The sequence below is a fragment of the Pseudorhizobium tarimense genome (assembly GCF_022968135.1).
Lineage (GTDB): Bacteria > Pseudomonadota > Alphaproteobacteria > Rhizobiales > Rhizobiaceae > Neorhizobium > Neorhizobium tarimense.
On sequence record NZ_JALJRA010000022.1, the window covers coordinates 1 to 25329 of the forward strand.

The following is a 25329-nucleotide window of genomic DNA, read 5'->3' on the forward strand; positions in this document are numbered from 1 at the left end:
TTCCGCTTCATCTGTCCGTCCTTCAAATCGAGGCCGGACTCTAACTCCAGGTGGAGGAAAAAATCAGTAGCAGGTCAACGTTTGGATGACCGCAAATGGCGCATCAGTGCCTTGACAGCATCAGCGCCAACGCTCCAACTACCGCGACGCAATTTTGGGCCCGTGCACCCTCTTAACTACACATTTCCGCTCCGATGCGAGAAGAAGCTCGAAGCGGCTTGACCTGTTCGAGGCTGTTGGAAATTCAGAATGTCGTGTCACTGTATTGGTGCTTGGCCTGAAGGCTGAACAGAACATCAGTTTCTCGATTACTGATCTGGAGGTCGCGGATGATAATCATAAATTCAGCTGGCGGATGGATCGAAAATGACCAAGGGCATGTACTGTTGCAGCTTCGGTCCCCAACCGAAGAGCAATGGGGGTTTCCGGGAGGAATCCTTGAAGTCGGAGAATCAGTTGCCGACGCAGCCATCCGTGAGGTTCTTGAGGAGACGGGGCTACAGGCAATTCCGACTGCCCTCATCGGCGTATATTCGAAATATTTCACGACTTTGACCGACGGGCGGAGCTGTCAGACGATCACGACTATGTTTAAGATGAAGGTAACAGGCGGTGATCTCACGCTCGACCATATAGAGACATTCGACCTGCGATATTTCCCACTAGATGCGATGCCAGTTCTCTGCAGCTCTCAACATAATGCAATAGCGGATGACGTGCGAACAGGGAATGTTCCAGCATTCCGATAGCCTCCCGGGGATTAGGCGCATTAAGGTTTTTCTCTCCGCTTTCAACGGCCTCTGAGCGCCTTCACCTTACAGGAACCACCGTTGACGTTCTCTGATTTGCCGTCGCCTACTGCCTCTCCGCCTTCACGCAAAGGAACCCGGGAATTCCAACTCCCTCCGGCCCAAATTGGAAGCACCTCACTCGAAAAGAGACTAACCTCAAACCGAGGACATTCTGGGAGAGGCGAACGGACATCCCTTCTTCAACGTGGCCAGCGTCGGTTTTAGCGTCGATCTTGCGAAGTCGCTGACCGAAGAGGCCAAAAAACGTTGGGGGAAACTAGGCTACGGGATCGTAGCGGCGCGGCTTGTTGTAAATTCACGGCTGTTTACTGCGACGCTCGAGCATGATGGCGAGATCGAGGAGCTGCGCACTCTCCAGGTCGCGGTAGGAAACGGCCGGTTCTATGGAGGAGGGATGACTGTGCATGCTGACGCGACGGCAACAGACGGCATGCTCGACTTCTACAGCCTTGAAGTTGATCACTGGTGGAGGCTGCTGAGACTACTTCCAAGTTTACGGAAAGGCACTCAGGGGGAATGGAAGGACGTGCGAGCCTTCTCAACTAAGGGCCTGAAACTCAGAACCAGCAAACCTCACGCCGTTAACTTGGACGGAGAGATCAAGACGATGACCCCTGTGGAATTTCGGATCCGGGAGAAGGCTATCTCGGTCTTCGTGCCATGACTGTCGCGCTGCCACCTATTGGCTGGCATCCTTGGCGAATACTATACTCGGAATGACAATTGGAGGCCCGGCGCCATGTGCTGGGCTCTTACGCTGTCTCGCCACCACCAATCTGAAACCCGGTACCCCTATCCAGCACGATGTGCAGGTCTCGGATCATGCCCGCCGCGTCGAGTAGGCGGCCGTTAACTCATCCCATCCCCATTGCTTCCACGTCGTACGCAAGCCTGCAGCGGTCATAGTAGGGGTTGCGCGTTTTGGGGCAACCTTCTGCCGCGGCAATCTTCAGGCGCAGCTCCGGCAGGCTCATGTCGCGGGTCTTCTGCAGCATCGCGCTCCCATCGTACCGGCGGCTCATTCTGCACGCCGTGCACGTGACTATGATCTTCCGACCGGCGAAATCGGCCAGATGTGGATCGCGTGGCTCGTCATCGGGTAGTGGTTTTCGGCGCATGGCGGAGTCGCTCGTGTTGAGACCGCGCATCGGTCGAAGGTGTTGCCCGCCGCCACGGGTGCATTCGAGATCGCTCAGATGATGGTGAACGTCAAGAAAACTCGGCCATCGCGCCTGTTGATATCGGTCGGTTCGGTAAACCGGCCGCAGAGATCTCTTTAGGGAATTCATTTCAACGGATCGCTCACCATCAGGCTGATGTCGCGAATTTCAACCGCATCTCTTTTGCTAACTGAAAACCGATGCGGTGATAGAGATTCTGACCCGCTTCCGATGAATGAAGAACGACTGTCGTGCAGCCTATGTCTTGGAGATGTTTCAGGGCAAGGGACATGAGGCCGCCTGCGATACCTTGTCCTCGCATACTTGGATCTGTGTAGACAGTCCAGATATAGCCGTGGAGCATGTGCTCCGGCTTCAGAACGGCGGGGTACGGCACCATGTGCAACTGACATGAGATCGAGCCTGCCGGCCTCTTTCCTTCGAAGGCTATGAAGCTTGCCAGCTTCCTTTCTCGTCGGCCCTCGTAAAGGAACTGCCTCGCGACTTCCTCTGCGTCCTCTCGCAAGTAATCGGCGGGTGTTCCGTAGCTTTCCCATACTGCCAGGTAGTTGTCGATTACGACGTGGTCGTGTTCCGCACCGGCCAGAATGTAATCCATAGGCGTGATCCTCTAGCAACGAGCCCCAGTAGCCAACGCATGTCGAGCGGCCAACGGTGCTGCCCGCCGCCACGGGTAGGGGAGAGATGGAGCGAGGCGAGGGCTCCGTCAACCGGCTATCCACAGGCTGTCGATTACTGTGGACAAAATGAGAACCGGCGTTGGACCACTCGCCGCTAACCCATTGAAACCGAGCGCCCGAAATGTCCAATCGTTGGACCACATAAGCCCCGCAGATCAAGGCGTTTCAGCATTTATCCGAGTCTTCTCGACCGCACCAAAAAACCCGCTTCGGCGGGTTTTTTGCTTTCTCGGGGCGCTGGTACGCTATCGTGAGGTCAAGCGTGGATCTTAATCATCCTGCGGGATATGCGTGTCGATGCCAGCAAGCCGAACGTTATTGACGACGCGCTGCACCCCCTTGATGCTTTGAACGGTGCGGGTGACGCGCGATGAGGTTTCGCTGTCGTCGACGACGCCTTCGATCGTGACCGTGCCCTGCTCGGCGTGCACGTCGATGCTCTCCATCGGAACGTCGCCAAGATTGTCGAGCGCTTCCGTCACCCGCTCCTCGACATCGTCGGAATCTTCGAAGCCATCGGTGGCGGGGAGCACGTTGTCACGTGTCTGCTCCTCGAAGCCTTCTTCGTCGACGCCGTCGACGTGATAGCCGCGGTTGCGCTCGCGGTCGAAATTGGCGTTGGGATCACCATAGGCGGCGTTGTCCACCGGTTTGGTCGCGGCACCGGCGGCGTCCGCATAGGGCCAGCCGTCGTCGATGTTGCGGGTATCGTAGTCGCGGTAGTCTTCCTCGCGGGTAGTGTTGTTGGCATTGCGCTTGATCGCCATCGGGATCTCCTTTCGGACTTTTCGTTGTCTCTAACGTCCGGAAGGGCGATTGGTTCGAGAGGATCAACCCATCTGCTTCTGCCGATTTCGGATCAGCCGCTCGCGCTTCAGGCGCGACAGGCGCTTCAGCCAGAAGATCCCGTCCAACTGATCGATCTCGTGCTGGATGCAGACAGCGCGGAAGCCTTGCGCATCCTCCTCGTGCAGCTTGCCTTCAAGATCGTGGAAGCGGAGACGGATCGAGGCTGGACGCTCTACCTCTTCCGTCACGCCGGGCATCGAGACGCTCCCTTCCTGATGGCGGATGGATTCGTTCCCAAACGAGAGGATTTCGGGATTGACGTAAAAGAGTGCGCTGCCGGGCGAAAGCTCGAGCACGAAGAGCCGCTGCGGGATGCCGACATGGGCGGCGGTGATACCCACACCTGGCGCCGCGCGCATCGTGTCCAAGAGGTCTTCGGCAAGCTGCCGCAGCTCCGCATCGAAGGCTGGTACCGGCAGGCAGGGCTGTGACAGCCGAGGGTCTGGATAGCGAAGGATCGTCAGGCGTGTCATCTAATCTCATTCCGCAGGTGGTCCTCACCCTCACTACCGCCAGGCGCCCCTTGGCTCAACCTCGTAGCCGGCTTGCGCTGGACCCGTGCCACCAATTGGGCTAGCAGGGACGGCGTGCGGTGGCCGCCGCACCTTCTATCCGGTTGTTGACATTATGGTTCTGCCCGCCATTCTCCATGGCGTGCACGGGTCAGGCGGGGGCGACAGATGAGCGACATCGACGAACAGGAGCTCGCCCGGATCCGGAACGAGGAGGCGATCCACGACATCTATGCCGACGACGGCTCGGTGCGGGCGGACTTCCTCGCGATGGTCGGCGCGGCGATCGCCGATCGCGACGTTCTCTTCCTACGCCAGCACGTGGCCCGCCTGCATGAATCAGAACTCGGCGACCTTCTTGAGACTATTCAGCCGGACCAGCGCCTCGCGCTCGTGCGGCTGCTGGGCGACGATTTCGATCTGACGGCGCTGACCGAGGTCGACGAGGCGATTCGTCTTGAGATCGTCGAGCAGATGCCGAACGCGCAGATTGCGGCAGCTATCGGCGAGCTGGATTCCGATGATGCGGTCTACATCCTCGAAGACCTCGCCAAGGAAGACCGAGAAGAGATCCTGGCGCAGCTGCCGTTCACCGAACGGGTGCGCCTGCGCCGGGCATTGGACTATCCAGAAAGTTCGGCCGGCCGACGCATGCAGACGGAATTCGTTGCCGTGCCGCCGTTCTGGACGGTCGGCCAAACGATCGACTACATGCGTGAAGAGGAGGAGCTGCCGGAGAGTTTTACGCAGATCTTCGTCATCGATCCCACCTTCAAGCTTCTCGGCATCGTTGATCTCGACCGGATCCTGCGCACCAAGCGCCAGGTGCGGATCGAAAGCATCATGCGCGAAACGAACTATCCGATTCCGGCCGAGATGGACCAGGAAGAGGCAGCGCAAATCTTCGAGCAATACGATTTGCTGTCTGCCGCTGTCATCGATGAAAACGGCCGCCTGGTGGGCGTGCTGACGATCGATGACGTCGTCGACGTCATCCAGGAGGAGGCGGAGGAGGACTTCATGCGCCTCGGCGGTGTCGGCGACGAAGAACTCTCCGATACCGCCTTGGAGACCTCACGGTCGCGCGTGCCCTGGCTCCTCGTCAATCTGTTGACCGCGATACTTGCCGCTTCGGTGATCTCGCTCTTCGAAGCCACGATCGAGCAGATCGTGGCTCTCGCCGTGTTGATGCCGATCGTGGCTGGAATGGGTGGTAATGCGGGCTCGCAGACGATGACGGTGACCGTACGCGCGCTTGCGACGCGCAATTTGGACATTCACAACGCTTGGAGGGTCGTGCGACGGGAGGCGAGCGTCGGTTTGTTGAACGGTGCCATCTTCGGACTCCTGATCGGCCTCGCCGCTGGTCTCTGGTTCGCCGACCCAAATTTAGGAGGGATTATCGCGACAGCCATGCTGATCAATATGCTGGCGGCGGCGCTCGCAGGCATCATGATCCCTCTTCTCTTGGACAAAGTCGGAGCAGATCCGGCAGTATCATCCTCTGTATTCGTGACGGCCATTACGGACATCACAGGCTTCTTTGCTTTTCTCGGGCTCGCCACCTTGTGGCTGCTGCAATAGGGCCCAGCAAATTGACTGTTACGTAAAAGTCAAATATTCTGAGCGGCCAGAGCAGGAAAAGGCCGTGAACAAGTATTATACCATCACCGAGCTGACGCGGGAATTCGGCGTTTCGACCCGCACGCTTCGGTTCTACGAAGACGAAGGTCTCATTCATCCCGAGAGGCGCGGTCGTACGCGCCTGTTCCGCTCGGCCGACCGACGCCTCCTTCAGGAAATCCTGCGCGGCCGTCGTATCGGCTTCACCATCGCCGAGATCCGCGAGATCATCAACGTCTACAAGGAGCCGCCGGGCGAACTCGGCCAGCTGAAGCTGATGATGAACCGCATCGACGAAAAGCGCAGCGAGCTTCGCCAGAAGCGCAAGGATATCGACGAGACGCTCGAAGAGCTCGACAACGCGGAAGAGGCCTGCCTCACCCGATTGGCGGAAATAGGCGTCAGCACCTGATTGTTCTGCTACTGTCCGCGGATGGAGCACCCCTGCGCGATCACCAGGACGCGCTCATCGGTCTGGGCGTTGATGCTGCCTTGCTGCAGCGGAACAAGCAGCGACTGCGCCTGTAACGCATCGGCCGTGCAGCTGCAGAAGCTGCGGCAGAGTGCTTCGCCATTGCCAGATGCGGTACAGCCGCTCTCACACGCGCGCGTGTAGCTTTTCATCGGATCCGGCTGTGGTGGCGGCACAACCACCGAGATGAGATAGACGACCGCAATCAGCACCGGCTGGTGGATCAGGTAGATGATCAGGCTGTGACGTCCGGCTCTGGAGAAGATGTTTGGCTGCGTCTGCACCCGGCTGAGCGGGACGAGCCAGTTCTTCTGCATGGCAAGGCGGGTGACCGCGACGCCAGCAAGGAGGGCGGCTAGCCACGGAAACAGCGGCACGAAATCGTTCGATCTCGGCGGATGTTGGAAAAATCCCGTCCAGCTGAGATAGCGAGGGTCAAAGAACGTCGAGCGGAAGCTGCCGGGCGCGACCGTTGCATCGATCACCATCAGCACGACGAGAAGCGCTGCGACGCCTGCTGAGATGAGAGGCGACAGACGCACGAATGCAAGCCCGATCAGACTGGCGACGGCAATACTGTGCAGGATGCCGAAGAAAATCCACTCACGGGGGAACATGAAGTAGGTGGCAAGGCTGATGGCTGCGGCAGCGCCGGCAACGACCGCAAAGCGCTTCCAGAAGGCGGACCAGCGGATCTGCGGATAGTGGGCGAGGACGAGGCTGACGCCCGCAAGAAAGAGGAAGGAACTAGCGATCGCGCGCGCATAGATCTTCCACCAGCCATGTGTGGCCGTCCCGGGATTGATATAGCCGAAGAATTCGAGATCCCAGGTGAAGTGATAGGAGGCCATGGCGAGCAGCGCGACGCCACGCAGGGTGTCGATCAGTCGGATACGGGGCAGGGCAGGCGAAGGACGGCGGCTTTCGGCGAGTGTCACGCGGGACCTTTCAAATGCAGTACGGTCAACGTGCCTCTACGTCCATGATCGCCTTGCGCGCCTCCGAAAAGTACTGCCGGCGGGTCAGGACAAAGATCACGATGACCGTCGTGAGCATGAAGATATAGGGCCCGACGAACCAGCCGAGATAGCCGATCGACAAAAAAATCGAGCGTAGTCCGTCGTTGAAGTGTTTGGCGGCAATCGTGTTCATCTTCACCACCTGATCGGCTGCCCTTTTCGCGCGCTCCATGTCGGCGCGGGCTTCTTCCTCCATTGGCAGTGCCCCGAAGAGGATCGTGCAGTAGTTGAAGAGGCGATAGGACCAGCCGAACTTGAAGAAGGAATAGCCGAAGAGACCCGTCAGGCCGATGACCTTGAGCTCGAACAACGTGCGACCGCCATAGGAGACGAAGGGCATGTCGCTGAAGACGGCATCCACCTGATCGGTCGCGCCCAAGAGCGCAAAGCAGCCGCCTATTGCGAAGATCGAGGTGGAGGCGAAGAAGGCCGTGCCGTTCTGCAAACCCGCCATGATCTGCGTGTCGATCATCTTCAGGTCGCGATGAAGGGAGTTGTAGATCCAGCGATGTCGCCGCTCTGCCATGGCGCGGTTGAGGCTGGCGCGGCGGAAGAGATGCGAACCACCTCCAGCGGTGATCCACGAGTAGCCGCTCCATAAGAGAGCGAAGAGGAGAAGGGCGACGTAATCGGCTGCGGTCATGCGAATCCTCAAAGCATGTAAATGGGCAGAACCTATCGCCGCCTCGACATCAGCGGCAAGACCCGCCCCGTTAACCGCTCCGTCGAAATTAAGGCTGGCCATACTGGCCCAAAGGCCCTATAGAGCCCGCCGGTCACGCATTGTCATGCATGCCGCGAATGCCTGCCCTGTGGGTTTGCCATGCTTCCGCCATTTTTTGCAATTGCGAGCGCCGGACGATTTTAATATATCGTTCACCATGGTCGCATCTAATGTGAACCGCACATTCAATCCAATCGGAGTCATCATGGAAGAAACCATCCAGAAATCCTGCTGGGCAGTGACCTTCAAGGCGCTCGCGGGGTTTGTCGGGATCTTGGCCGTGGCCTATCTCTTCGGCACCATCTGATTCTTTCACGTTACGAAATCGAATTCAGAAACAGCGCGGTCCTTAAGCCGCGCTGTTTCTGCTTTCACGCAAGCCCTAGATGTCGCACCAGCCAAACGGGATGTCGGGCGACCGCCATGCCCACGCCATATGCTGGCTTAGCTTCAGGTGATCGCTCCAGGGAGTTCTCTGCATGTTTCTCTCCGTCTTTGACGTCTTCAAGATCGGTGTTGGACCGTCGAGCTCCCACACCATGGGACCGATGTCGGCGGCGAAGCGCTTCCTGGATCTTATCCTCTCGGATGAATGGCCGCGGCCGACGGGCGCCCGTGTTGCCCAGTTAAAGGTGAGCCTGCACGGCTCGCTCGCCTATACCGGCATCGGCCACGGCACGGGGCGCGCCGTGATCCTGGGCTTGACGGGCGAGGAGCCGCATACGGTGGACCCCGACAGGATGGATGCCGCGATCGCTGCGGTAGAGGCTGCGGGATGGTTGGCGCCCCCCGGTCACCCGGAATACCGGTTTCAGCCGAAGGACGATCTGGTTTACGACAAGAAGCAGCCGCTTCCGGGACACGCGAACGGCATGACCTTCTCTGCGCTCGACGCGAGCGGTCGTTTGCTCCTCAAGCGAATCTATTATTCGATCGGCGGCGGGTTCATCGTCAGCGATACCGAACTTGAGGCAATGCGCGCATCGAAGAAGGATGCGCGGAGGGCACGCGTGCCCTATCCCTTCTCCAGCGCCAAGCAGATGCTCGACATGGCGCAGAGCTCCGGCCTCACCATCGCCCAGATGAAGAGGGCAAATGAAGAGACGAGGATGACCGCTGCGGAGCTCGATGACGGCCTCGATGAAATCTGGGACGCGATGAGCGGCTGTATTGACCGCGGGCTCCGCGTCGACGGCATCATGCCGGGCGGTCTCAACGTGCGTCGACGAGCGAGGGCGATCCACGAGAAGCTGAATGAGGAATGGCGCAGCAACCGGCTGAATCCGCTGCTGGCCAATGACTGGCTGAGCGTCTATGCCATGGCCGTCAACGAGGAGAATGCTGCAGGCGGTCGCGTAGTCACAGCACCCACCAACGGCGCTGCCGGAGTGATCCCGGCGACCATCCGCTACTATATGCATTTTCATGAGGATGCGACGCCGGAGGACGTCCGGACGTTTCTGCTGACTGCTGCCGCCGTGGGCGGCATCATCAAGCACAATGCCTCTATTTCGGGCGCCGAAGTCGGCTGCCAGGGTGAGGTGGGTTCCGCTGCCGCCATGGCGGCGGCAGGACTTGCGGCCGTCTTGGGCGGATCGCCAGAGCAGATCGAGAACGCGGCGGAGATTGCGCTCGAGCATCACCTCGGGATGACATGCGATCCAGTGGCGGGTCTGGTGCAAGTCCCCTGCATCGAGCGCAATGCGCTTGGTGCGGTGAAGGCAGTCACCGCAGCCTCTCTTGCGATCAAGGGGGACGGGCAGCATTTCGTTCCGCTTGATGCCTGCATCGAGACGATGCGCCAGACCGGCAACGACATGAGCGAGAAGTACAAGGAGACCTCGACCGGTGGCCTCGCCGTTAATGTGGTGGAATGCTGAGCCGGATTGAACGGCCAGCTGAAAAGCGAGCTTGACCTGACGCAGCGTTAGAGGTTCAAGCGCGACATGGCTCTACATCTCATTAAGCTTTGCGTGGGCGCGGACTCGCTGGAGGATCTTCGCGAATGGGTCGGCGAACGCGCCATGACGAACATCTCCGCCGGTCTCGAGCCGCATACGGTCCACACGACGCGCATGGTACCGAAGCGCATGGAGGAACTTCTTGACGAAGGCTCGCTCTACTGGGTGATCAAGGGGCAGGTTCTGGCGCGCCAGCGGTTCCTCGACATCCGCTGCGTGACCGGCGCCGATGGCATTCAGCGGTGCGAACTAGTGCTTGGCCCGGAGATCATCGAGACCGCGCCGCAGCCGAAGCGGCCGTTCCAAGGCTGGCGCTACCTGAAGGCGGAAGAGGCGCCGCGGGACCTGATCGGCATGGGCGAAAGTGTCGCTGCCATGCCGGAGGATCTGCGTCGCGAACTGGCCGAGCTCGGTTTGCTCTGACCTAGAGGTTCTTGCTGCCGATCCTCATTCGAACGGGCGCACGGCCCATGCAAGGGCTGACGTGGATGTGAACCTGCACGTCGGGCTGTGATTGCCGCCAAGCGCGTGCTCCATGGCTGAGCAGCAGGGCAACGAGATCGCGTGTGCGACCGCGTGACTTCGACAGCCCCGCTCCAGCGAGGCGCATTGCCGCTTCATGGATGGGATGCAACGCAACGCCCTTGGCAGGACGCTGGCGACCGGATGCGAACGGCAAGTTCGCGATATTCTCATAAACCGTCATCGATGGCCTCGTAACGCAATACAATCGAGGTTGATGTGGGACTTCTACTCGCCCCTCCGATGCGGCGCCGACTGGTGCGCCACACCCTTTCATGGTCCAGCTCCAAAGAGCCGGATAGTCTTGTTACTGCTGGGATGCCCAACAGTTGATGCCCTGCTTCTTCAGCGCGTTACAGGTGTTAACCGCCGCCTTCTGGTCGTCGAAGCCGCCGAACCGGGCGCGGTACAGCTGCTCACCATTGGCGTTGACAGCGACGGTGAAGGGCTTGGCGGAACGCAGAACCTTGCCGCCCTTGTCCTGCGCCTTCTGCAACAGCTGATCGGCGAGCTTCTGGTTCGGCGAGACGCCGACCTGGATCACCCACCCCGATACGGTAGAAGCCGGAATGTTTGTGGCGGTCGTGGAGGCGGTTGTCACGCTGTCCGTGTCATCAACACCCGCGTCACCCTGTTCGCTCGGAATGTATTCGGGGGCAGGGGTGGGGACGGCGACATCAGCCAGGGCCTTCAGAGCCTCGCCGGAACGCTTCTCGGCCGGGGCATAGGCTGCGGCAACCTGCTGCTCTTCGTAACGAACCTGCGGAACCGGACCGCTGCTCGGCAGATCGAATGCAGCGAGCCGATCGGCAGCCGCCATGGCGTCACCCACGGGGGCGGATGGTGTCTGCGCGATTAGAGCGGATCTGCCGCCACGCGAAGCCTTCGGGAAATATTCGGCGACCAACTTGCGCATCTGTGCATCGCGGCTCGCGCCGGTGCGGCCACCGATAACAACGCCGACGATCGAGCGGCCGTCACGCTGCATCGAGGTAACAAGGTTGAAGCCAGCGGCACGAATGTAGCCCGTCTTGATACCGTCGACGCCGTCAACCGATCCGAGAAGGCGGTTGTGGTTGCCAATCGTCTGCTTGCCAAACTTGAAGCTGCGGGTGGAAAAGTAGCCGTAATACTGCGGGAAGTGCTGGCGCAGCGCCATGCCGAGGCGAGCCTGGTCGCGGGCAGTTGTCATTTGAGCCGTATTGGGGAGACCATGGGCATTGCGGTAGGTGGTGCGGGTCATTCCCAGCGCACGAGCCTTATTGGTCATGATCTGTGCGAAACGAGCCTCGGAGCCGCCGAGAAATTCACCCAGCGCGGTGGCAACGTCGTTGGCAGAACGCGTCACCAGCGCCTTTATGGCCTGATCTACAGTCAGCGAACCGCCAGCGCGCACACCGAGCTTCGATGGCGGTTCCTTGGCGGCGTTGGCCGACACCGGAACCTTGGAGTCGAGCCGGATGCGACCGGCCTCCAGAGCTTCGAAGGTGAGGTAGATCGTCATCATCTTCGTGAGCGAGGCCGGATAACGAAGCCCGTCAGGATCGTCGCTGTAGAGGACCTTACCCGTGTTGGCGTCGACTACGATGCCCGCATATTTGGGAGCTGCCTGCGCCGGCGCCGCGGCTAGGCCGCAGATCGAGATCGCTGCAATGACCACAAGGAATCCAGCAAGAAGGCCTCGTGTTCGGCCAGTCCGCTCGGGCGAGGAGGTGGGGAAAACTGCTTTCGACACTGCCGCACTCATCGTTTGCATCATTAAAATACCTTCCGGACGCGCCCCCGCCACGACCGTTACCCTTCAATCTATGGCAACAGCGTTACCAAGAGGTTTATGATGTACAATGGGTTTCCAAATTGGATCGCAACCGACTGACCCTTGCGTCGCTGCCCCTAAGTCCACCGCCCATCGGCTCCTTCTCAAAGGCTGCAAAGGCGGCATCAATATGATGATACCTGAGAAAGCTACGAGTTTTCGCGTTCCGAGGAGGATGTGCCGGCTGATGCGCATCGAATGCGCCGCCGTCCCGTGCTGGCACGGTGGCAGTTGCTTCCAATTTTGCGCCCTGAGCCGATGATGCATTCGCCCTGGCCTCATCCGTAACCGAGCCGAACGCTAATACGGAAGACTGGAGCCGGGCCGGAAGCGGGTCGTGCGGTGAGAGACAAACGACAAATGCCCGCCGCAGGACGGCCGGCACAGGTCGCGGGAGGTAAGTCTTTTAGTGTCCGACGCTGCCCACGGCGGTGGCGCGGCCATCCTGCAGCTTGACCCACTGACCCGGATTGTCGGATGCCTGCCGCTTCAGGAAGGTGTATTCGGTATCCGACCAGAGCAGGACCTTGTTGCGCATGTTGTCGAGGACGAAGTCGCCATGGTCCGTGCGCACGGTGAGCACTGCGTGGCCTTCGCCGTTCGGCTGAAGCACGACGGTGATCAGCAGGTCGGCCGGGTCGAAGCCCTTCGCGATCAGCATCTTGCGCTTGAGGAGAACGAAGTCTTCACAGTCGCCGACGGTGCGGGGGTAGGCCCAGCGCTCTTCGACACCGTAGATTTCCTGGTCTGTCAGAGGTTCGACCGACGTGTTGACCGTGTAGTTGATGTCGAGGAGTGTACGCCAGCGATCTTCCGTCAGCGCTACCGGGCCCGGATCGTGCGAGGCAGCCTGACACTCGCTCGTATAGATGCGGCAGAACTCGTAGTGGCCGATCGGCGGGTTGGCCTTGCCGATGACCTGCATGGCGCCCGGCATAGCGGACGATGAATGAGCGGCGAACAGCGTGAAGAAGGCTGTGGCGATCGCGATGCTCAGTCCCTTGCGGTGTGTCATGTTCTTGTCTCCCCGTTGTGAGGAGGAAGATGACAGAAAGGCTTTGATCGTCTGCAAAAAGACGCAGTAAAATCAATAGCGTAATTGATTCAAGCCTTCGTAAAAAACGGATCAAAATCAAATCGAATACCGATAAAATTAGAACTAGATGCGCGCCAAACTTGAAGCAAATTGCGCCATCGGAAGTTACCGTGAGGGCCGTTCAAGGATCGCGAAAGGCGGCGGCAGCGGCTCTTCGTGTCGGCGTGGTTAAGACGGTCGGCCGCTCGTCAGCTTTGGTTGGGCAAGGATCGGGTTGGGGCGCACGGGAAGAGAGGGCGCAAGTTCCAAGCTGCGATGGGAGTAGGAGCTGCTATCGGGCTTCTTAGCATCCGATCGCCGCCTTCGCTTTTAGAAAAAAAATCCCGATACGGCACATCTTTTTTTCGAAGGCGGCGACGGTCGGCAGCTGATCCGGAGTTCGCCGGACAAAAGGATCTCGTGATGAAGCCATCCTCTCAACGAAAGAGAGCGGCCGTCAGCCGCTCTTTCTCGCATCATCCGATAGGACTTGCTGCTAAAGGAATTCTCGTAGCGTTTCGCGCGATTGTACCGTGTCGAATTCCACGGCCACGCCCTCCATGAAATGGCGGACGATCTTGCCGCGCATATTGCCCAGGCGCAGGACGGTTCCAAGCGGCGGCCGGATGTCGATGTCGAGCGCGGCGCCAGAGAGTGAAAGGTCCGTCAGGCGGCACGCATAGCGGCGCCCATCCTCAAGCACGATTTCGGTGTTGATCTGCCGCGGTGTCAGACGGTCGTGGCGCCGGTCCTCCGGCAGGCCAAGCTCATGCTTGTTGGCGAGCCAGGTCAGCTGCGCCGCAAGCTTTTCCCGTTTCCGCTCGGTCGCCTGCAGAAGCATGGTGAAGCCGGAGGTGGAGATAGCTGTCACCGCGCCCTCGAGCCTGCCGAGATTGTCCATGTAAGCGATGATGCGCTCGTTGATGCGCGGACGGGCAATGCAGTCGAACTCCACCTCACCAGGCGACATCTCGACTGCGATGCATGGATATTCCTCGTAGTCTGCCAACATAAGGCGACCGGTCAGATTGACCGTAACCCGCTGAAACGCGGTGGCAGCCGCTGCTTGCGACTGGGCGGCAGTCTGTGGCGACTGGAATGAATACATTGTCTGGGTTTCCTGTCCGCAGGTCACTCAGATTTACCGGCGCCGGGTTAAGATTCGGTATTTCGGTCGCCTGACGAAGGTCGCCGGCGATTGTGCGGTCTCTCTTTTCATCCTCTCCGGGGCCCTATATGCGTGAGACAGAGTATCGAGGAGCCACGATGGACCAGCAGCGCCAACCTCCACAGAATGGCTTTGAGTTACGGGATGATCACGACGGCGGATCGTTGGCGCCGCAGCGGCAGCCGGTCTTCAACCTGCCCCCTGCATTGGCGGTTACCATCGCGCTGATCGCTGTCCTCTACGCACTGGAGTCCCTGCTCCTGGGTCCGGAGGGTCAGAGTGCGATGCTCTTCTATCTTGCCTTCACGCCACTCCGTTATGTCTATCCGCTGACCGAGCAGGGGCTTGAATGGCTCTGGACGCCGGTCACCTATTCGCTGCTGCATGGCGGAATGGAGCACATCCTGTTCAACACGTTGTGGCTCCTGGCGTTTGGCACGCCCGTGGTCAGGCGGATCGGGACGATCCGCTATGTGCTTTTCTGGGCCACCTCGGCCGCGGCGGCGGCATTCTTTCATGCTGCCCTGAACTGGGGCGACCAGACGATCCTGATCGGTGCGTCGGGCGTGGTCTCGGCGTTGATGGGAGCGGCATGTCGCTTTGCCTTCCCCAGTCGGGGAGGACTCAACCGACTTTATGGCCATCTCTATCCGCGCCAGACAATTTTGGGCTCGTTCCGTAACCGAACCGTGGTGGTCTTCACCGCGCTCTGGCTTCTCGGCAACCTGCTAATTGCGGTCGGATTGCCATTGGTCGGTGGAGGCGAGGGGGCGATCGCCTGGGACGCCCACATCGGCGGGTTCCTGTTCGGCTTCCTGTTGTTCGGCTTCTTCGATCCGCTGCCCATGCGCGCGTGGCCCGATCAGGAGCAGCGGCTGCGATAAGATATTGCCAAGCCGAAGACGCAGGCGCACCATGGGCATCCGGTTATCGCTCGGGGAGGAGCGCCGCCGCGACCAATGCTTGCGAGGAGGAAGCGATGTCTGCAACCGTGAAAAACATACTGGATACAAAAGGCCGCGACGTCGTGACGGTCGCGCCCGAACAAAGCCTGCACGAGGTTGCTGCAGTACTCAATGAGAAACGGATAGGTGGCGTCGTGGTTGCCGGCGCGAGTGGGCGGATTGCCGGGATCTTCACCGAGCGCGATCTGGTTCGCGCCGTTGCCGAGAGCGGAGCTGCGGCTCTCGATCAGCCCGTCTCCTCAAGAATGACCGTAAACGTGCAGAAGTGTCGGGACGACACCACCGTCAATCAGCTGATGGAGATGATGAGCTCGGGCCGCTTCCGTCACGTGCCCGTAGAGGAGGGCCGCCGCCTCGTCGGCATCATTTCCATCGGGGACGTGGTTAAGTCGCGGATTCGCGAGATCGAGCTGGAGGCGGAGCAGATCAAGGCCTATATCGCCGGCTGACTTCCAGCGCGCCCGCTGGCGCATGTCAGAGGGCGAAAGCTTCCTGCATGCGTTGCAACGATGTGATCTGGTTCATTGTCTCCTGGTAGCCGCGATCGATGGCTTCACCGGCGCGGTGAAACTCAGACAAACCGATGTCGCTCAGCCGGGGATGAAGCGCCAGATCCGGCGGGTCGCCGGCAAGTCTTGCGCGGGAGATACGTTCCTGAATGATGTTGAAGGCCTGCACCATGACGCCCGGGAGCCCAAGGTGGTGCTGGTCGCGCGGCTGCTGGCGGCGAGGCTCGTCCAGCGACTGGAAGCTCGCGCTGTGCTTGACGACCGCCGAGCGGCCGAAGATGTCGTAGTTCAGGTTTACCGCCACCACGAGCGGCTGCTCATAGGCACGGCAAACCGAGCTTGGAACGGGGTTGACCAAGGCACCGTCCACCAAAGTGCGGTTGTTGCAGCTAACAGGCTCGAAAATGCCAGGAAGTGCGTAGGAGGCACGAAGGGCAGTAATCAGCGATCCGCTGCCGATCCAGACCTCGTGGCCCGTGTAGAGTTCGGTCGCGACAGCGACGAACGGGCGATCGAGGTCCTCGATCGACAGCCCCTCTAGATGCTCCTGCATGCGCTTGGTCAGGCGCATGCCGCCCAGCAGGCCGCTGCCGCCGATGGTAAGATCGAGAAGCCCTGCCAGCCTGCGCATTGTGATCGACCGCGCAAAGCTTTCGAGTTCGTCAAGCTTTCCGGCGAGATAGCAGCCCCCGACAAGCGCCCCGATGGAGGTTCCGGCAACCATGCCGACCTCGATGCCCGCCTCGTCGAGGGCGCGCAGGACGCCAATATGTGCCCAACCGCGCGCGGCGCCGCCGCCAAGCGCCAACGCGAGCTTGGCCTTCTTGGGAACATCGATAACCTTGGGGAGTTCGGGTGCCTTGGAACCTTCAGCAGGCGCCACGTGGTTGGCCGGTGCGCCTCGGTTCCAATTCCAGTTCAGCATCGCCACCCTCCAAGCTGAACGCTGTCGTAAAGAAGATCAAAACACAGATTGGTTTCGAAAGAGTATAGCCGCGTTTGCCTTGTCTGGAAACGGAACAGTTAGGACTTGGTTCCTGCTGATCCGTAGACCTGTGCGGGGTTGAAGTGTCGCGTGTTGTCGACGATCGCGAGCTCGGCTCTTCCATTCCGATGAGTGACCGTCCGGTAGAAACAAGAGCGTCGCCCGGTGTGGCAGGTGGCATCGTGACCGGCGACGGATACCTTCAGCCAGACGGCATCCTGATCGCAATCGGTCCGCATCTCGTGGACGGTCTGAAGGTTGCCGGAGGACTCGCCCTTCTTCCAAATCTTCTGGCGTGAGCGGCTGTAGTAGTGGGCGATACCCGTCTCGACCGTCAGCGCCAGAGCCTCCGCGTTCATGTGCGCGACCATCAGGAGATCACCGTCGGCGACATCGGTGACGACGGTGGTGACGAGACCATCTGCGCCGAAGCGCGGCGAAAACAACCCTTCGCCTTCAAGCTCGCTCTTAGTTTCGGACGGCGGTGGAAAACTGATTGTCATGAATGGCCACTACCGGTTGCGCACGAGGGTCAGGAAGCGCGCCTGCTCGGTCGCATTCTCCTTGAACTCGCCCGTGAATGTCGTGGTGAGCGTGGTGGAGCCCTGCTTCTGCACCCCGCGCATCGCCATGCACATGTGCTCCGCCTCGATCATGACCGCGACGCCGCGGGGCCTCAGCGTCTTGTCGATCGCGCTAGCGATCTGCGCCGTCATGTTTTCCTGGGTCTGCAGGCGGCGACCAAAGATGTCGACGACGCGAGCGATTTTCGACAGGCCAAGCACACGGCCGTTCGGCAGATAGGCAACATGCGCCTTGCCGCTGATCGGCAGCATGTGGTGCTCGCAATGGGAATAGAACGGAATGTCGCGCACGAGAACCGGGTCGCCGTAACCGGAGACTTCTTCGAACGTCCGGCCTAGTACGTCTTCCGGCGAGAGGTCATAGCCGCTGAAGAGTTCACGATAGGCCGTGGCGACGCGCTTGGGCGTGTCCAGCAGGCCTTCCCGCTGAGGATCCTCGCCCGCCCAGCGCAACAGCACGCGCACGGCTTCTTCAGCCTGCTCGCGCGTGGGGCGGGTTTCGGACTGGCCGGGGAAGTTCTTCACGATTGCATCCATTGCGGTCTCCCGGGGCCGGCGACGTGCCGTACCTCATATTCTAGCGGAGGATAAGGGCCGTAAACCCGTTGCAGTCTGGCGCTATGACCCTTCGTCGCTGCTTTGACAAGATATTTCGCCTTGCACGCGAAGCCGGGCCGACGAAAGCACCGGTTTCTTGATCGTCTCGACCTGAAGTCACATATAGTGCCTGAAGGAAGGGTTTACAGCATTCTTCTGTGGACGCAGTGTCTTCTGCGGCCGCGCCAACCCGAGCCAGATGAAGCGATGGACGACATTTACAACAGCAAGATCCTGGAATTTGCCGGAAATATCGGTCGCGCGGGATCGCTTCCCGATGCACATGCAACTTCGGAAAAGCACTCCAAGCTCTGCGGCTCGCGGGTGCGGGTCTATCTGAAGACGGACCATGACGTGGTGACGGACTTCGCGCATGAGGTGCGTGCCTGCGCTCTGGGCCAGGCGTCGTCCTCGGTGATGGCGCGGAACGTGGTCGGGGCCAGCGCCGCCGAGATCCGCCAGGCGCGCAAGGACATGCTGGACATGCTGACGGCGGGTGGCGAGGGGCCGAGCGGCCGGTTTGAGGACATGCGCTACCTGAAGCCGGTCAAGGACTACAAGGCGCGGCACCCGTCGACCATGCTGACGTTTGATGCGGTCGTGGACTGTCTTGACCAGATCGAGGCGAAGCAGACCGCGGTTTCAGCGTGACATGTGCTCCGCCCCCGACTGCCGCCACGAACGGAAGGCTTCTGCATCAAGAAACTGGAGCGGTCCGTTCCGCAAGACACCCGGGCGGATCTTCGGCATGGGGATCATTCGCCTCTACCAGCTGACGCTCTCCGGTTTCATCGGCAACTCCTGCCGCCATATTCCGACTTGCTCTGAGTATGGATACGAGGCGATTGCCCGCCATGGCATATGGGCAGGCGGGTGGATGACGCTCTTTCGCGTCGGCCGCTGCGGTCCCGGCGGCACCTCCGGTCTCGACCCTGTGCCGGAAAGGCTGGGCGATAGGCAACACTGGCTCCTGCCGTGGCGCTACTGGTCGAGCGGCTGAGGCAGCAAGATCCACCAAGGCCGCAGCCTTTACTCAAACTCTAAAAGCCGGTATCTGGCTGACCCGTCGGCGAATCGCCGACCATCCCAAAACCACCACCACCCGCATTCGTTGGCGGGACTGGATCAGGAGCATACGACATGTCCGTTTCCCTTACATTTCCGGATGGTTCCGTCCGCGCTTTCGACCAGGGTACGACCGGTCTTGCTGTGGCCGAGTCGATTTCGAAGTCGCTCGCCAAGAAGGCAGTTGCCATTGCGCTCGACGGTGAGTTGCGCGATCTCTCCGACCCCGTTTTTGACGGCCGGATTGAGATCGTCACCCGCACCGATCCCCGCGCGTTGGAACTCATCCGTCACGATGCCGCCCACGTCATGGCCGAGGCCGTCCAGGACCTTTGGCCTGGCACGCAGGTGACAATCGGCCCGGTGATCGAGAACGGCTTCTATTACGATTTCAAGCGCGTCCATCCGGACACCCGCGAGGACTGGCCTTTCACGCCTGACGATCTGCCGAAGATCGAAAAGAAGATGAAGGAGATCATCCAGAAAAACGCGGCCTTCAGCAAGGAAGTCTGGTCGCGCGAAAAGGCGCGGGACGTGTTCGCCGACAAAGGCGAGGCTTACAAGGTCGAGCTGGTCGACGCGATCCCGGAAGGTCAGGATCTCAAGATCTACCGCCAGGGCGAATGGTTCGACCTTTGCCGCGGTCCGCACATGGCCTCCACCGGACAGGTTGGCACCGCGTTCAAGCTGATGAAGGTTGCCGGCGCCTATTGGCGGGGTGACGCGACCAAGCCGATGCTGACGCGGATCTACGGCACGGCCTGGGCAACGCAGGAAGAGCTCGACGCCTACCTTCACCTCCTGGAGGAAGCGGAGAAGCGCGACCACCGCAAGCTCGGCCGCGAAATGGATCTGTTCCATTTCCAGGAAGAAGGCCCTGGCGTCGTCTTCTGGCACGGCAAGGGCTGGCGCATGTTCCAGACCCTAACGGCCTACATGCGCCGCCGTCTGGCGGGCGTCTATGAAGAGGTCAACGCGCCGCAGGTGCTCGACAAGGCTCTGTGGGAGACGTCCGGTCACTGGGGGTGGTACCAGGAGAACATGTTCGCGGTGAAATCCGCCCATGCCTTCACCCATCCCGATGACGAAGAGGCAGACCAGCGAGTCTTTGCGCTGAAGCCGATGAACTGCCCGGGCCATGTGCAGATCTTCAAGCACGGCCTGAAGTCCTATCGAGACCTGCCGATCCGCCTTGCCGAATTTGGCAACGTCCATCGTTACGAGCCTTCGGGCGCGCTGCATGGCCTGATGCGCGTCCGCGGCTTTACGCAGGACGATGCGCATGTCTTCTGCACCGACGAGCAGCTGGCGGCGGAATGCCTTCGGATCAACGACCTGATCCTCTCGGTCTATGACGACTTCGGCTTTAAAGAGATCGTCGTCAAGCTTTCGACGCGGCCGGAAAAGCGGGTGGGTTCGGACGATCTCTGGGATCGCGCCGAGACGATCATGACGGACGTGCTGAAGACGATCGAGGCGCAGTCGGAAGGCCGCATCAAGACCGGTATTCTTCCGGGCGAGGGGGCCTTTTACGGGCCAAAGTTCGAGTATACCCTGAAGGACGCGATCGGCCGCGAATGGCAGTGCGGGACAACGCAGGTGGACTTCAACCTGCCTGATCGCTTCGGTGCCTTCTACATTGATCAGAACTCGGAAAAGCGCCAGCCGGTGATGATCCACCGGGCCATCTGTGGCTCCATGGAGCGCTTCCTCGGCATTTTGATCGAGAACTTCGCCGGTCACATGCCGCTGTGGTTCGCACCGCAGCAGGTGGTGGTGGCCACCATCACCTCCGATGCCGACGACTACGGTCGTGAAGTCGCCGAAGCGCTGCGAGACGCCGGGCTCTATGTGGAAACCGACTTCCGCAACGAGAAGATCAACTACAAGATCCGCGAGCACTCGGTGACCAAGGTTCCGGTGATTATCGTCTGCGGCAAGAAGGAGGCCGAGGAGCGCTCGGTCAACATCCGCCGGCTCGGTTCGCAGGCGCAGACGTCGATGTCGCTCAACGAAGCAGTCGCGTGCCTCAAGCTCGAGGCGACCCCGCCGGACCTGCTGCGCAAGGCAACGGCTCGCAAGGCCGCCTGAAACGAAAACGCTCGCTCAAGTAGCGGGCGTTTTTCACTCAAGGACGTCGGAACTTGAGATCGCTCCTCCGTCCCGCAGTTCGGCCCCGGAGAACAAGTCCATGTTCGCCGGCTGATCCTTCATCATCACCTCGACATCCATATTCTCTGCCGCCTTCACGTTAAAGGCGCGCTGATAGATCTTGTCCTTGTTGCGTGCGACGGCGAGATAGTCGCCCTCCGCAAGCACCATGGTGGAGAAGGCGCTGACGCTTTCATTCACGATGTCGCCTGCTGCGGTCAGCACCGACCAGGCGGTATCGGCGATCGCTTCACCACCCGGCTGGGAGACGAGCTTGAGTGTGACCTGGGCTGCGCGGTGCTGCAGCGTCGCCTCGATCAGCTTGCCAGCCTCGACCTGAATGTCGGCGCGCACGACGGCGTTTACGTCGCCGTATTCGGAGACGACGTGATAGGTGCCGGCGTTGAGGCGGACGATCGTCTTTGGCTTCACGCCGGCAATCACCAGTCCACGCTCACCGTCTTCGCGAACCTCCGAGGAATAGACCGAGAAGCTCAGCTGCTTGTCCGGGATCGGCTCATCGGAGCCGGCGGTCGCATCAAGCACGACACCACCTGCGTCCAGCACGAGGACCTGTTTCTCGACCGCACCGTCAGCAGGAATGGTCAGCTTCTTGGTCACCCCTGCACGACCGAAGGCGACGTTAACGAAATAGTCGCCGGGAGCCAGTTGGAAGGACGCGTCGCCTCCTTCAGAACTTGCGACCAACGGCAGCTTGCCATCCTCGCCCGAGATTGGGCTGAATACACGCCAGGTAAGACCCTCCTCAACCGCTTCGTCGTCCGCTGCCGTCAGCTTGGCCTCAAGAGCCACATCCTTGGCGAGGCTGCCGGACTGTTCACCAAGCGGTGCGGAGAACGCATTGAGCTTCGGCATCTTCGCGGTGCTGTCGAGCTGCTTGAAGCTCTTGAACGCGTCACTTTGCGCCCAAGCACCCTGCGCGGGTCCAAAGACCAGGGCCGCAGCAAGGGCCGTGCGCACAGCGATGGATATGCCTGTCATCTCTGGAGAACCGGTTGACTCTTTAATTTGTAACGCTCACTTGAAGACCAAAGCCAAGGCGAATTCAAGGCTTTCCCGCCCAATCTCCCCGTGAAGGAAGACTCAAGTATGCAAAACGACATGAAACTCGTTGATTACCTGCGTGAGCGGCATTCCACCCCGGTGGCGCAGATGAGCGAGCCGGGCCCGAGCGCTGAGGAGCTCAACTCGATTCTGACCTTTGCATCGCGCGTGCCCGATCACGGGAAGCTGGCGCCGTGGCGCTTCATTGTCTACCGCGGCGATGTTTGCCGGACACTGGGAAAGACATTCCTGCAGATCACGGAGAAGGCGTCGGGGAAAATGACGGACGCAGCGCGCGATGCGGAGCTGACCCGTTTCACGAGAGCCCCACTGGTTGTGGCAGTGGTCAGCACGGCAGCGCCACATGTGAAGATCCCAGAGTGGGAGCAGGTGCTCTCTGCAGGCGCAGTCTGCCTCAACCTGCTGATTGCAGCAAACGCCCACGGCTACGTCGCCAACTGGCGGACCGAATGGATCGCCTATGACGCGGATGCGCTCGCCGCACTCGGGCTGAAGCCGGAAGAAAAGATTGCCGGGTTCATCCATATTGGCTCAAGCGATTTCCCTGTGCCCGATCGTCCGCGACCCGAGCTGTCACAGATCGTCACCTATGCGGGCGAGGCCAAGGGCTGATGTTCTACACCACCGACACCAACCGCCATCGCATGCAGCACGATCCGTTCAAGGCCATCGTTGCGCCGCGGCCAATCGGCTGGATCGGCACGAAGGGGAGGGACGCGTCGATCAACCTGTCCCCCTACTCTTTCTTCAACGTTGTGTCGGATGATCCCAAGATCGTCATGTTTTCGTCCAGCGGGCGCAAGGACAGCCTCCGCAACGCTGAAGAAACCGGCGTCTTCACGGCCAGCCTCGCCAGCCGCGATCTCGCCGAGCAGGTGAATGCGTCCTCCATCTCCGTCCCATATGGCACCGACGAGTTCGCCATTGCGGGGGTCACGCCGAAGCGCGGGGAACTCGTCGACGCGCCCTATGTGGCGGAAGCGCATGCCGTGCTAGAATGCCGAGTAACCGACCTCATCCAGCCGAAGACATTGGACGGCGGCAGGGCGGCCTCCTTTATGGTCTTCGGGCAAGTCGTCGGTATCCATATCAGCGAGTCCGTCATCCGCGACGAGCGCATCGACATGAACCTGCTACGGCCGATCGCCCGGATGGGTTATCGCGACTTCAGCGACGGCGGCACGGACGTGTTTCAGCTGACGAGGCCGAACGGTGGCTAGGCCTTCAGTCGTCAACCGCCTCGTTAGCAAACATGGTGAACCAAACTTAAACGTTTTGCCCCTAACCTGATAACTGTGAGTGTTTCAGGTGGCGCCATCCGCCAGCCGGGGTTTCGTTGTGATCATACAGGCATTTCTTCGTTGGGTCGAAACCGCGCGTGCCAGCGATAGGGCCAAGGCTGCCGGCGCATTGGCGAGAGCTTACCTTCGGCCGGATCTGGAGGCGGAGCAGCGGCAGGCGGCGCTCATGGCGATGTGCCATCTCCTCAACGATTCCGCTCCGCAGGTCAGGCTGGCCATGGCGGAGGCGCTTGCCGACTCGCCGCAGGCGCCGCGTGCTGTGATACTGGCTCTTGCCGAAGATCAGGCCGAAATCGCATGTACCGTGATTGCCCGATCGCCTGTCCTCACCGAGCCGGATCTGGTCGATTTGGCCGCCAGCAATGGTTCGCTCACTGCGGGCCTGATTGCCGCACGCAGCAAAGTCACCCGCGCCGTCAGCGCCGCCCTTGCGGAAGTGGGCGACGAGGGAACCCTGCTCCTCTTGCTGGAGAACCCGAATGCCGACATCGCACGGAGGTCGTTGGGACGTATCGCCGTGCGTTTTGGCCACTGCGCGTCAATCCGGCGCTGGCTGCTGGAGCGCCCCGATCTGCCTGCCGATGCGCGCCAGCACCTTGTTGAACAGGTGAGCGCAGCGCTTACGGGCTGGCAGCTTGCGCGGACGGTGCTGCCGCAGAATAGGCTGGAGCGGCTGAAATCCGAGGCCTGCGAAACCGCCCTCATGGAAATCGCCGGAGATCTGCCGGCGGTCGATAGCGAAAAGCTGATCGAGCAGTTGCGTTCAAACGGAAAGCTGACCCCGGCCCTGTTGATGCACGCCCTGTGCACCGGCAGGATTGCATTCTTTTCGTCAGCCCTGGTGAGACTCTCGAGGCTGGAAGAACGGCGCGTGCATGCGCTCCTTGCTTCCGGGCGCATGCACGCGGTTCGCGCGCTCTTCGAATCGGCCGGCCTGACGCGCGACGTCGCCATGGTCTTCGTCGAGGCGACCCTGATCTGGCGGGGTGCCGACGAACTGACGACTGCAGACAAGTTCTGCTCGCAGCTTCTGGCCAGCTGCCGCCGCCCTGCCGATGCAGAGGCGCCGGTGTCGCAACTGCTGAACCTGGTGGAGAAGCTGCAGCGGCGAGAAGTCAGGGCACTTGCTCGGATCTATGCCGAGGATGCAACGCTCGCCGCATGAGCGGCGGGATCAGAACTTGCGGGCAACCCAGGAATAACTCTCCTCGACCAGCCTGACCGGCTTCTGCATCAGCGTGCGCACACCCTCCGTCGTCGGAAGCACCGCCTTGACCCGGGCGATCGCGCGCCCCGCAAGACTACGCTCCCCATCCTCCGTGACTTCGACAGCAGGCGGTAGCTGAGGCGACTCCGGCTTATCGATGGAGACCACCTCCGTCTCCTGCGGCGTCTGACACACTGCAATGATCACGGGATAGGGGGCGTTGGAATAGCTAGCGAGCTCGCCGTCTGAATTGGCGCTGCATATCTCCACGCTCGGCCAACGCTTTTCGGAAGTCGCAACGTAGTGACATTCCGTGCCGCTGTCGTCGCAGCCCAGGATGGTGAGAATGATGATTGCCGGATTCATGTTGCCGTCCCCTGTTGAACCTGATCTTCACGATAATCGTGACGCAAAAACGGCGGCTTTCACCGCCCCCGAACCTGCGCTATGGCGTGGGAACGCCAC

Annotated in this window: 28 protein-coding genes and 1 pseudogene; 14 read left to right on the forward strand and 15 right to left on the reverse strand. The window is 60.5% G+C overall.

Annotated elements, in window-relative coordinates; all coding sequences use genetic code 11:
• Nucleotides 1-329: 329 nt before the first annotated feature.
• Both MUU54_RS20940 and MUU54_RS20945 read left to right on the forward strand, forming a co-directional pair.
• A complete protein-coding gene (locus MUU54_RS20940) occupies nucleotides 330-749 on the forward strand; it encodes an NUDIX domain-containing protein (protein WP_247245904.1) in 420 nt (139 codons plus the stop codon).
• A gap of 214 nt (nucleotides 750-963) precedes the next feature.
• A pseudogene (locus MUU54_RS20945) lies at nucleotides 964-1476 on the forward strand (lipid kinase); the annotation flags it as partial.
• A gap of 190 nt (nucleotides 1477-1666) precedes the next feature.
• Here the strand turns inward: MUU54_RS20945 and MUU54_RS20950 are convergent.
• The 4 genes from MUU54_RS20950 to MUU54_RS20965 form a co-directional block, all read right to left on the reverse strand.
• Nucleotides 1667-1807: a hypothetical protein gene (locus MUU54_RS20950; protein ID WP_247245905.1), complete on the reverse strand. Its 141-nt coding sequence runs from the start codon at nucleotides 1805-1807 to the stop codon at nucleotides 1667-1669.
• 313 nt (nucleotides 1808-2120) lie between these two features.
• A complete protein-coding gene (locus tag MUU54_RS20955; RefSeq protein WP_247245906.1) occupies nucleotides 2121-2591 on the reverse strand; it encodes a GNAT family N-acetyltransferase in 471 nt (156 codons plus the stop codon).
• A gap of 351 nt (nucleotides 2592-2942) precedes the next feature.
• Entirely contained in the window at nucleotides 2943-3440 is a 498-nt protein-coding gene (locus tag MUU54_RS20960) for a BON domain-containing protein (RefSeq protein WP_247245907.1), read from the reverse strand.
• A gap of 63 nt (nucleotides 3441-3503) precedes the next feature.
• The gene (locus tag MUU54_RS20965; protein ID WP_247245908.1) at nucleotides 3504-3995 is read right to left on the reverse strand and encodes a peptide deformylase; all 492 of its coding nucleotides are present in this window, start codon (nucleotides 3993-3995) and stop codon (nucleotides 3504-3506) included.
• Nucleotides 3996-4202: 207 nt separating this feature from the next.
• On the opposite strand from MUU54_RS20965, the gene mgtE reads away from it, so the two are divergent.
• Nucleotides 4203-5618 (forward strand): magnesium transporter, encoded by a 1416-nt coding sequence (mgtE, locus tag MUU54_RS20970; RefSeq protein WP_247245909.1) that lies wholly within the window; start codon nucleotides 4203-4205, stop codon nucleotides 5616-5618.
• 64 nt (nucleotides 5619-5682) lie between these two features.
• A complete protein-coding gene (locus MUU54_RS20975; RefSeq protein ID WP_247245910.1) occupies nucleotides 5683-6069 on the forward strand; it encodes a MerR family transcriptional regulator in 387 nt (128 codons plus the stop codon).
• 8 nt (nucleotides 6070-6077) lie between these two features.
• On the opposite strand, the gene MUU54_RS20980 is transcribed toward MUU54_RS20975, so the two are convergent.
• Complete coding sequence (locus MUU54_RS20980) at nucleotides 6078-7067, reverse strand: heparan-alpha-glucosaminide N-acetyltransferase (protein ID WP_247245911.1); 990 nt, start codon at nucleotides 7065-7067, stop codon at nucleotides 6078-6080.
• A 25-nt stretch (nucleotides 7068-7092) separates the two neighbouring features.
• Nucleotides 7093-7791 carry a DUF599 domain-containing protein gene (locus tag MUU54_RS20985; protein ID WP_247245912.1) on the reverse strand — a complete coding sequence of 233 codons (699 nt, stop codon included), beginning with the start codon at nucleotides 7789-7791 and terminating at the stop codon, nucleotides 7093-7095.
• A 560-nt stretch (nucleotides 7792-8351) separates the two neighbouring features.
• Between MUU54_RS20985 and MUU54_RS20990 the strand changes: the two genes are divergently transcribed.
• Complete coding sequence (locus MUU54_RS20990; RefSeq protein ID WP_247245913.1) at nucleotides 8352-9752, forward strand: L-serine ammonia-lyase; 1401 nt, start codon at nucleotides 8352-8354, stop codon at nucleotides 9750-9752.
• Between the two features lie 66 nt (nucleotides 9753-9818).
• The gene (locus MUU54_RS20995) at nucleotides 9819-10256 is read left to right on the forward strand and encodes a DUF1489 family protein (protein WP_247245914.1); all 438 of its coding nucleotides are present in this window, start codon (nucleotides 9819-9821) and stop codon (nucleotides 10254-10256) included.
• Nucleotide 10257: 1 nt separating this feature from the next.
• On the opposite strand, the gene MUU54_RS21000 is transcribed toward MUU54_RS20995, so the two are convergent.
• The 4 genes from MUU54_RS21000 to MUU54_RS21015 form a co-directional block, all read right to left on the reverse strand.
• The gene (locus MUU54_RS21000) at nucleotides 10258-10539 is read right to left on the reverse strand and encodes a hypothetical protein (RefSeq protein WP_247245915.1); all 282 of its coding nucleotides are present in this window, start codon (nucleotides 10537-10539) and stop codon (nucleotides 10258-10260) included.
• A 123-nt stretch (nucleotides 10540-10662) separates the two neighbouring features.
• Nucleotides 10663-12111, reverse strand: a complete 1449-nt coding sequence (locus MUU54_RS21005) for a D-alanyl-D-alanine carboxypeptidase (RefSeq protein ID WP_247245958.1) — start codon at nucleotides 12109-12111, stop codon at nucleotides 10663-10665.
• 466 nt (nucleotides 12112-12577) lie between these two features.
• Nucleotides 12578-13186: a transglutaminase-like cysteine peptidase gene (locus MUU54_RS21010; protein WP_247245916.1), complete on the reverse strand. Its 609-nt coding sequence runs from the start codon at nucleotides 13184-13186 to the stop codon at nucleotides 12578-12580.
• 556 nt (nucleotides 13187-13742) lie between these two features.
• A complete protein-coding gene (locus tag MUU54_RS21015) occupies nucleotides 13743-14354 on the reverse strand; it encodes a PilZ domain-containing protein (RefSeq protein WP_247245917.1) in 612 nt (203 codons plus the stop codon).
• A gap of 158 nt (nucleotides 14355-14512) precedes the next feature.
• On the opposite strand from MUU54_RS21015, the gene MUU54_RS21020 reads away from it, so the two are divergent.
• Both MUU54_RS21020 and MUU54_RS21025 read left to right on the forward strand, forming a co-directional pair.
• On the forward strand, nucleotides 14513-15298 hold the full coding sequence (locus MUU54_RS21020; protein ID WP_247245918.1) for a rhomboid family intramembrane serine protease: 786 nt from the start codon (nucleotides 14513-14515) through the stop codon (nucleotides 15296-15298).
• A 95-nt stretch (nucleotides 15299-15393) separates the two neighbouring features.
• Entirely contained in the window at nucleotides 15394-15828 is a 435-nt protein-coding gene (locus MUU54_RS21025; protein WP_247245919.1) for a CBS domain-containing protein, read from the forward strand.
• Between the two features lie 25 nt (nucleotides 15829-15853).
• On the opposite strand, the gene MUU54_RS21030 is transcribed toward MUU54_RS21025, so the two are convergent.
• The 3 genes from MUU54_RS21030 to folE all read right to left on the reverse strand — a co-directional run bounded on the left by MUU54_RS21030 (nucleotide 15854) and on the right by folE (nucleotide 17994).
• A complete protein-coding gene (locus MUU54_RS21030) occupies nucleotides 15854-16813 on the reverse strand; it encodes a patatin-like phospholipase family protein (RefSeq protein ID WP_247245920.1) in 960 nt (319 codons plus the stop codon).
• A 98-nt stretch (nucleotides 16814-16911) separates the two neighbouring features.
• Nucleotides 16912-17376 carry a phosphoribosyl-AMP cyclohydrolase gene (gene hisI, locus MUU54_RS21035; RefSeq protein WP_247245921.1) on the reverse strand — a complete coding sequence of 155 codons (465 nt, stop codon included), beginning with the start codon at nucleotides 17374-17376 and terminating at the stop codon, nucleotides 16912-16914.
• Nucleotides 17377-17385: 9 nt separating this feature from the next.
• Nucleotides 17386-17994 (reverse strand): GTP cyclohydrolase I FolE, encoded by a 609-nt coding sequence (gene folE / locus MUU54_RS21040; protein ID WP_247245922.1) that lies wholly within the window; start codon nucleotides 17992-17994, stop codon nucleotides 17386-17388.
• 267 nt (nucleotides 17995-18261) lie between these two features.
• Between folE and MUU54_RS21045 the strand changes: the two genes are divergently transcribed.
• The 3 genes from MUU54_RS21045 to thrS all read left to right on the forward strand — a co-directional run bounded on the left by MUU54_RS21045 (nucleotide 18262) and on the right by thrS (nucleotide 21210).
• Complete coding sequence (locus MUU54_RS21045) at nucleotides 18262-18705, forward strand: iron-sulfur cluster assembly scaffold protein (RefSeq protein WP_247245923.1); 444 nt, start codon at nucleotides 18262-18264, stop codon at nucleotides 18703-18705.
• A 1-nt stretch (nucleotide 18706) separates the two neighbouring features.
• The gene (yidD, locus tag MUU54_RS21050; protein ID WP_247245924.1) at nucleotides 18707-19054 is read left to right on the forward strand and encodes a membrane protein insertion efficiency factor YidD; all 348 of its coding nucleotides are present in this window, start codon (nucleotides 18707-18709) and stop codon (nucleotides 19052-19054) included.
• Between the two features lie 140 nt (nucleotides 19055-19194).
• Nucleotides 19195-21210 carry a threonine--tRNA ligase gene (gene thrS / locus MUU54_RS21055; protein WP_247245925.1) on the forward strand — a complete coding sequence of 672 codons (2016 nt, stop codon included), beginning with the start codon at nucleotides 19195-19197 and terminating at the stop codon, nucleotides 21208-21210.
• Nucleotides 21211-21243: 33 nt separating this feature from the next.
• Here the strand turns inward: thrS and MUU54_RS21060 are convergent, their stop codons facing one another.
• Nucleotides 21244-22272 (reverse strand): RgsD C-terminal domain-containing protein, encoded by a 1029-nt coding sequence (locus MUU54_RS21060; protein WP_247245926.1) that lies wholly within the window; start codon nucleotides 22270-22272, stop codon nucleotides 21244-21246.
• 108 nt (nucleotides 22273-22380) lie between these two features.
• On the opposite strand from MUU54_RS21060, the gene MUU54_RS21065 reads away from it, so the two are divergent.
• The 3 genes from MUU54_RS21065 (at nucleotide 22381) to MUU54_RS21075 (ending at nucleotide 24822) form a co-directional block, all read left to right on the forward strand.
• Nucleotides 22381-22968 (forward strand): nitroreductase family protein, encoded by a 588-nt coding sequence (locus MUU54_RS21065; protein ID WP_247245927.1) that lies wholly within the window; start codon nucleotides 22381-22383, stop codon nucleotides 22966-22968.
• Nucleotides 22968-23576 (forward strand): flavin reductase family protein, encoded by a 609-nt coding sequence (locus MUU54_RS21070; protein WP_247245928.1) that lies wholly within the window; start codon nucleotides 22968-22970, stop codon nucleotides 23574-23576. The genes MUU54_RS21065 and MUU54_RS21070 overlap by 1 nt, the downstream gene beginning before the upstream one ends.
• Nucleotides 23577-23694: 118 nt before the next feature.
• Entirely contained in the window at nucleotides 23695-24822 is a 1128-nt protein-coding gene (locus MUU54_RS21075; protein WP_247245929.1) for a DUF2336 domain-containing protein, read from the forward strand.
• Nucleotides 24823-24831: 9 nt separating this feature from the next.
• Here the strand turns inward: MUU54_RS21075 and MUU54_RS21080 are convergent, their stop codons facing one another.
• Nucleotides 24832-25230 (reverse strand): hypothetical protein, encoded by a 399-nt coding sequence (locus MUU54_RS21080; RefSeq protein WP_247245930.1) that lies wholly within the window; start codon nucleotides 25228-25230, stop codon nucleotides 24832-24834.
• Nucleotides 25231-25329 lie beyond the last annotated feature (99 nt).

Excerpts from the sequence above, each read along its gene's own strand:
- hisI (WP_247245921.1), bottom strand. The coding sequence starts at position 17,376 with ATGACAATCAGTTTTCCACCGCCGTCCGAAACTAAGAGCGAGCTTGAA.
- folE (WP_247245922.1), bottom strand. The coding sequence starts at position 17,994 with ATGGATGCAATCGTGAAGAACTTCCCCGGCCAGTCCGAAACCCGCCCC.
- MUU54_RS20990 (WP_247245913.1), top strand. The coding sequence starts at position 8,352 with ATGTTTCTCTCCGTCTTTGACGTCTTCAAGATCGGTGTTGGACCGTCG.
- MUU54_RS20995 (WP_247245914.1), top strand. The coding sequence starts at position 9,819 with ATGGCTCTACATCTCATTAAGCTTTGCGTGGGCGCGGACTCGCTGGAG.
- MUU54_RS21005 (WP_247245958.1), bottom strand. The coding sequence starts at position 12,111 with ATGCAAACGATGAGTGCGGCAGTGTCGAAAGCAGTTTTCCCCACCTCC.
- thrS (WP_247245925.1), top strand. The coding sequence starts at position 19,195 with ATGTCCGTTTCCCTTACATTTCCGGATGGTTCCGTCCGCGCTTTCGAC.
- MUU54_RS21080 (WP_247245930.1), bottom strand. The coding sequence starts at position 25,230 with ATGAATCCGGCAATCATCATTCTCACCATCCTGGGCTGCGACGACAGC.
- MUU54_RS21045 (WP_247245923.1), top strand. The coding sequence starts at position 18,262 with ATGGACGACATTTACAACAGCAAGATCCTGGAATTTGCCGGAAATATC.
- MUU54_RS21025 (WP_247245919.1), top strand. The coding sequence starts at position 15,394 with ATGTCTGCAACCGTGAAAAACATACTGGATACAAAAGGCCGCGACGTC.
- mgtE (WP_247245909.1), top strand. The coding sequence starts at position 4,203 with ATGAGCGACATCGACGAACAGGAGCTCGCCCGGATCCGGAACGAGGAG.
- yidD (WP_247245924.1), top strand. The coding sequence starts at position 18,707 with ATGTGCTCCGCCCCCGACTGCCGCCACGAACGGAAGGCTTCTGCATCA.
- MUU54_RS21060 (WP_247245926.1), bottom strand. The coding sequence starts at position 22,272 with ATGACAGGCATATCCATCGCTGTGCGCACGGCCCTTGCTGCGGCCCTG.
- MUU54_RS21000 (WP_247245915.1), bottom strand. The coding sequence starts at position 10,539 with ATGACGGTTTATGAGAATATCGCGAACTTGCCGTTCGCATCCGGTCGC.
- MUU54_RS21065 (WP_247245927.1), top strand. The coding sequence starts at position 22,381 with ATGCAAAACGACATGAAACTCGTTGATTACCTGCGTGAGCGGCATTCC.
- MUU54_RS21020 (WP_247245918.1), top strand. The coding sequence starts at position 14,513 with ATGGACCAGCAGCGCCAACCTCCACAGAATGGCTTTGAGTTACGGGAT.
- MUU54_RS20965 (WP_247245908.1), bottom strand. The coding sequence starts at position 3,995 with ATGACACGCCTGACGATCCTTCGCTATCCAGACCCTCGGCTGTCACAG.
- MUU54_RS21030 (WP_247245920.1), bottom strand. The coding sequence starts at position 16,813 with ATGCTGAACTGGAATTGGAACCGAGGCGCACCGGCCAACCACGTGGCG.
- MUU54_RS21070 (WP_247245928.1), top strand. The coding sequence starts at position 22,968 with ATGTTCTACACCACCGACACCAACCGCCATCGCATGCAGCACGATCCG.
- MUU54_RS21010 (WP_247245916.1), bottom strand. The coding sequence starts at position 13,186 with ATGACACACCGCAAGGGACTGAGCATCGCGATCGCCACAGCCTTCTTC.
- MUU54_RS20960 (WP_247245907.1), bottom strand. The coding sequence starts at position 3,440 with ATGGCGATCAAGCGCAATGCCAACAACACTACCCGCGAGGAAGACTAC.
- MUU54_RS20985 (WP_247245912.1), bottom strand. The coding sequence starts at position 7,791 with ATGACCGCAGCCGATTACGTCGCCCTTCTCCTCTTCGCTCTCTTATGG.
- MUU54_RS20955 (WP_247245906.1), bottom strand. The coding sequence starts at position 2,591 with ATGGATTACATTCTGGCCGGTGCGGAACACGACCACGTCGTAATCGAC.
- MUU54_RS20940 (WP_247245904.1), top strand. The coding sequence starts at position 330 with ATGATAATCATAAATTCAGCTGGCGGATGGATCGAAAATGACCAAGGG.
- MUU54_RS21015 (WP_247245917.1), bottom strand. The coding sequence starts at position 14,354 with ATGTATTCATTCCAGTCGCCACAGACTGCCGCCCAGTCGCAAGCAGCG.
- MUU54_RS20950 (WP_247245905.1), bottom strand. The coding sequence starts at position 1,807 with ATGCTGCAGAAGACCCGCGACATGAGCCTGCCGGAGCTGCGCCTGAAG.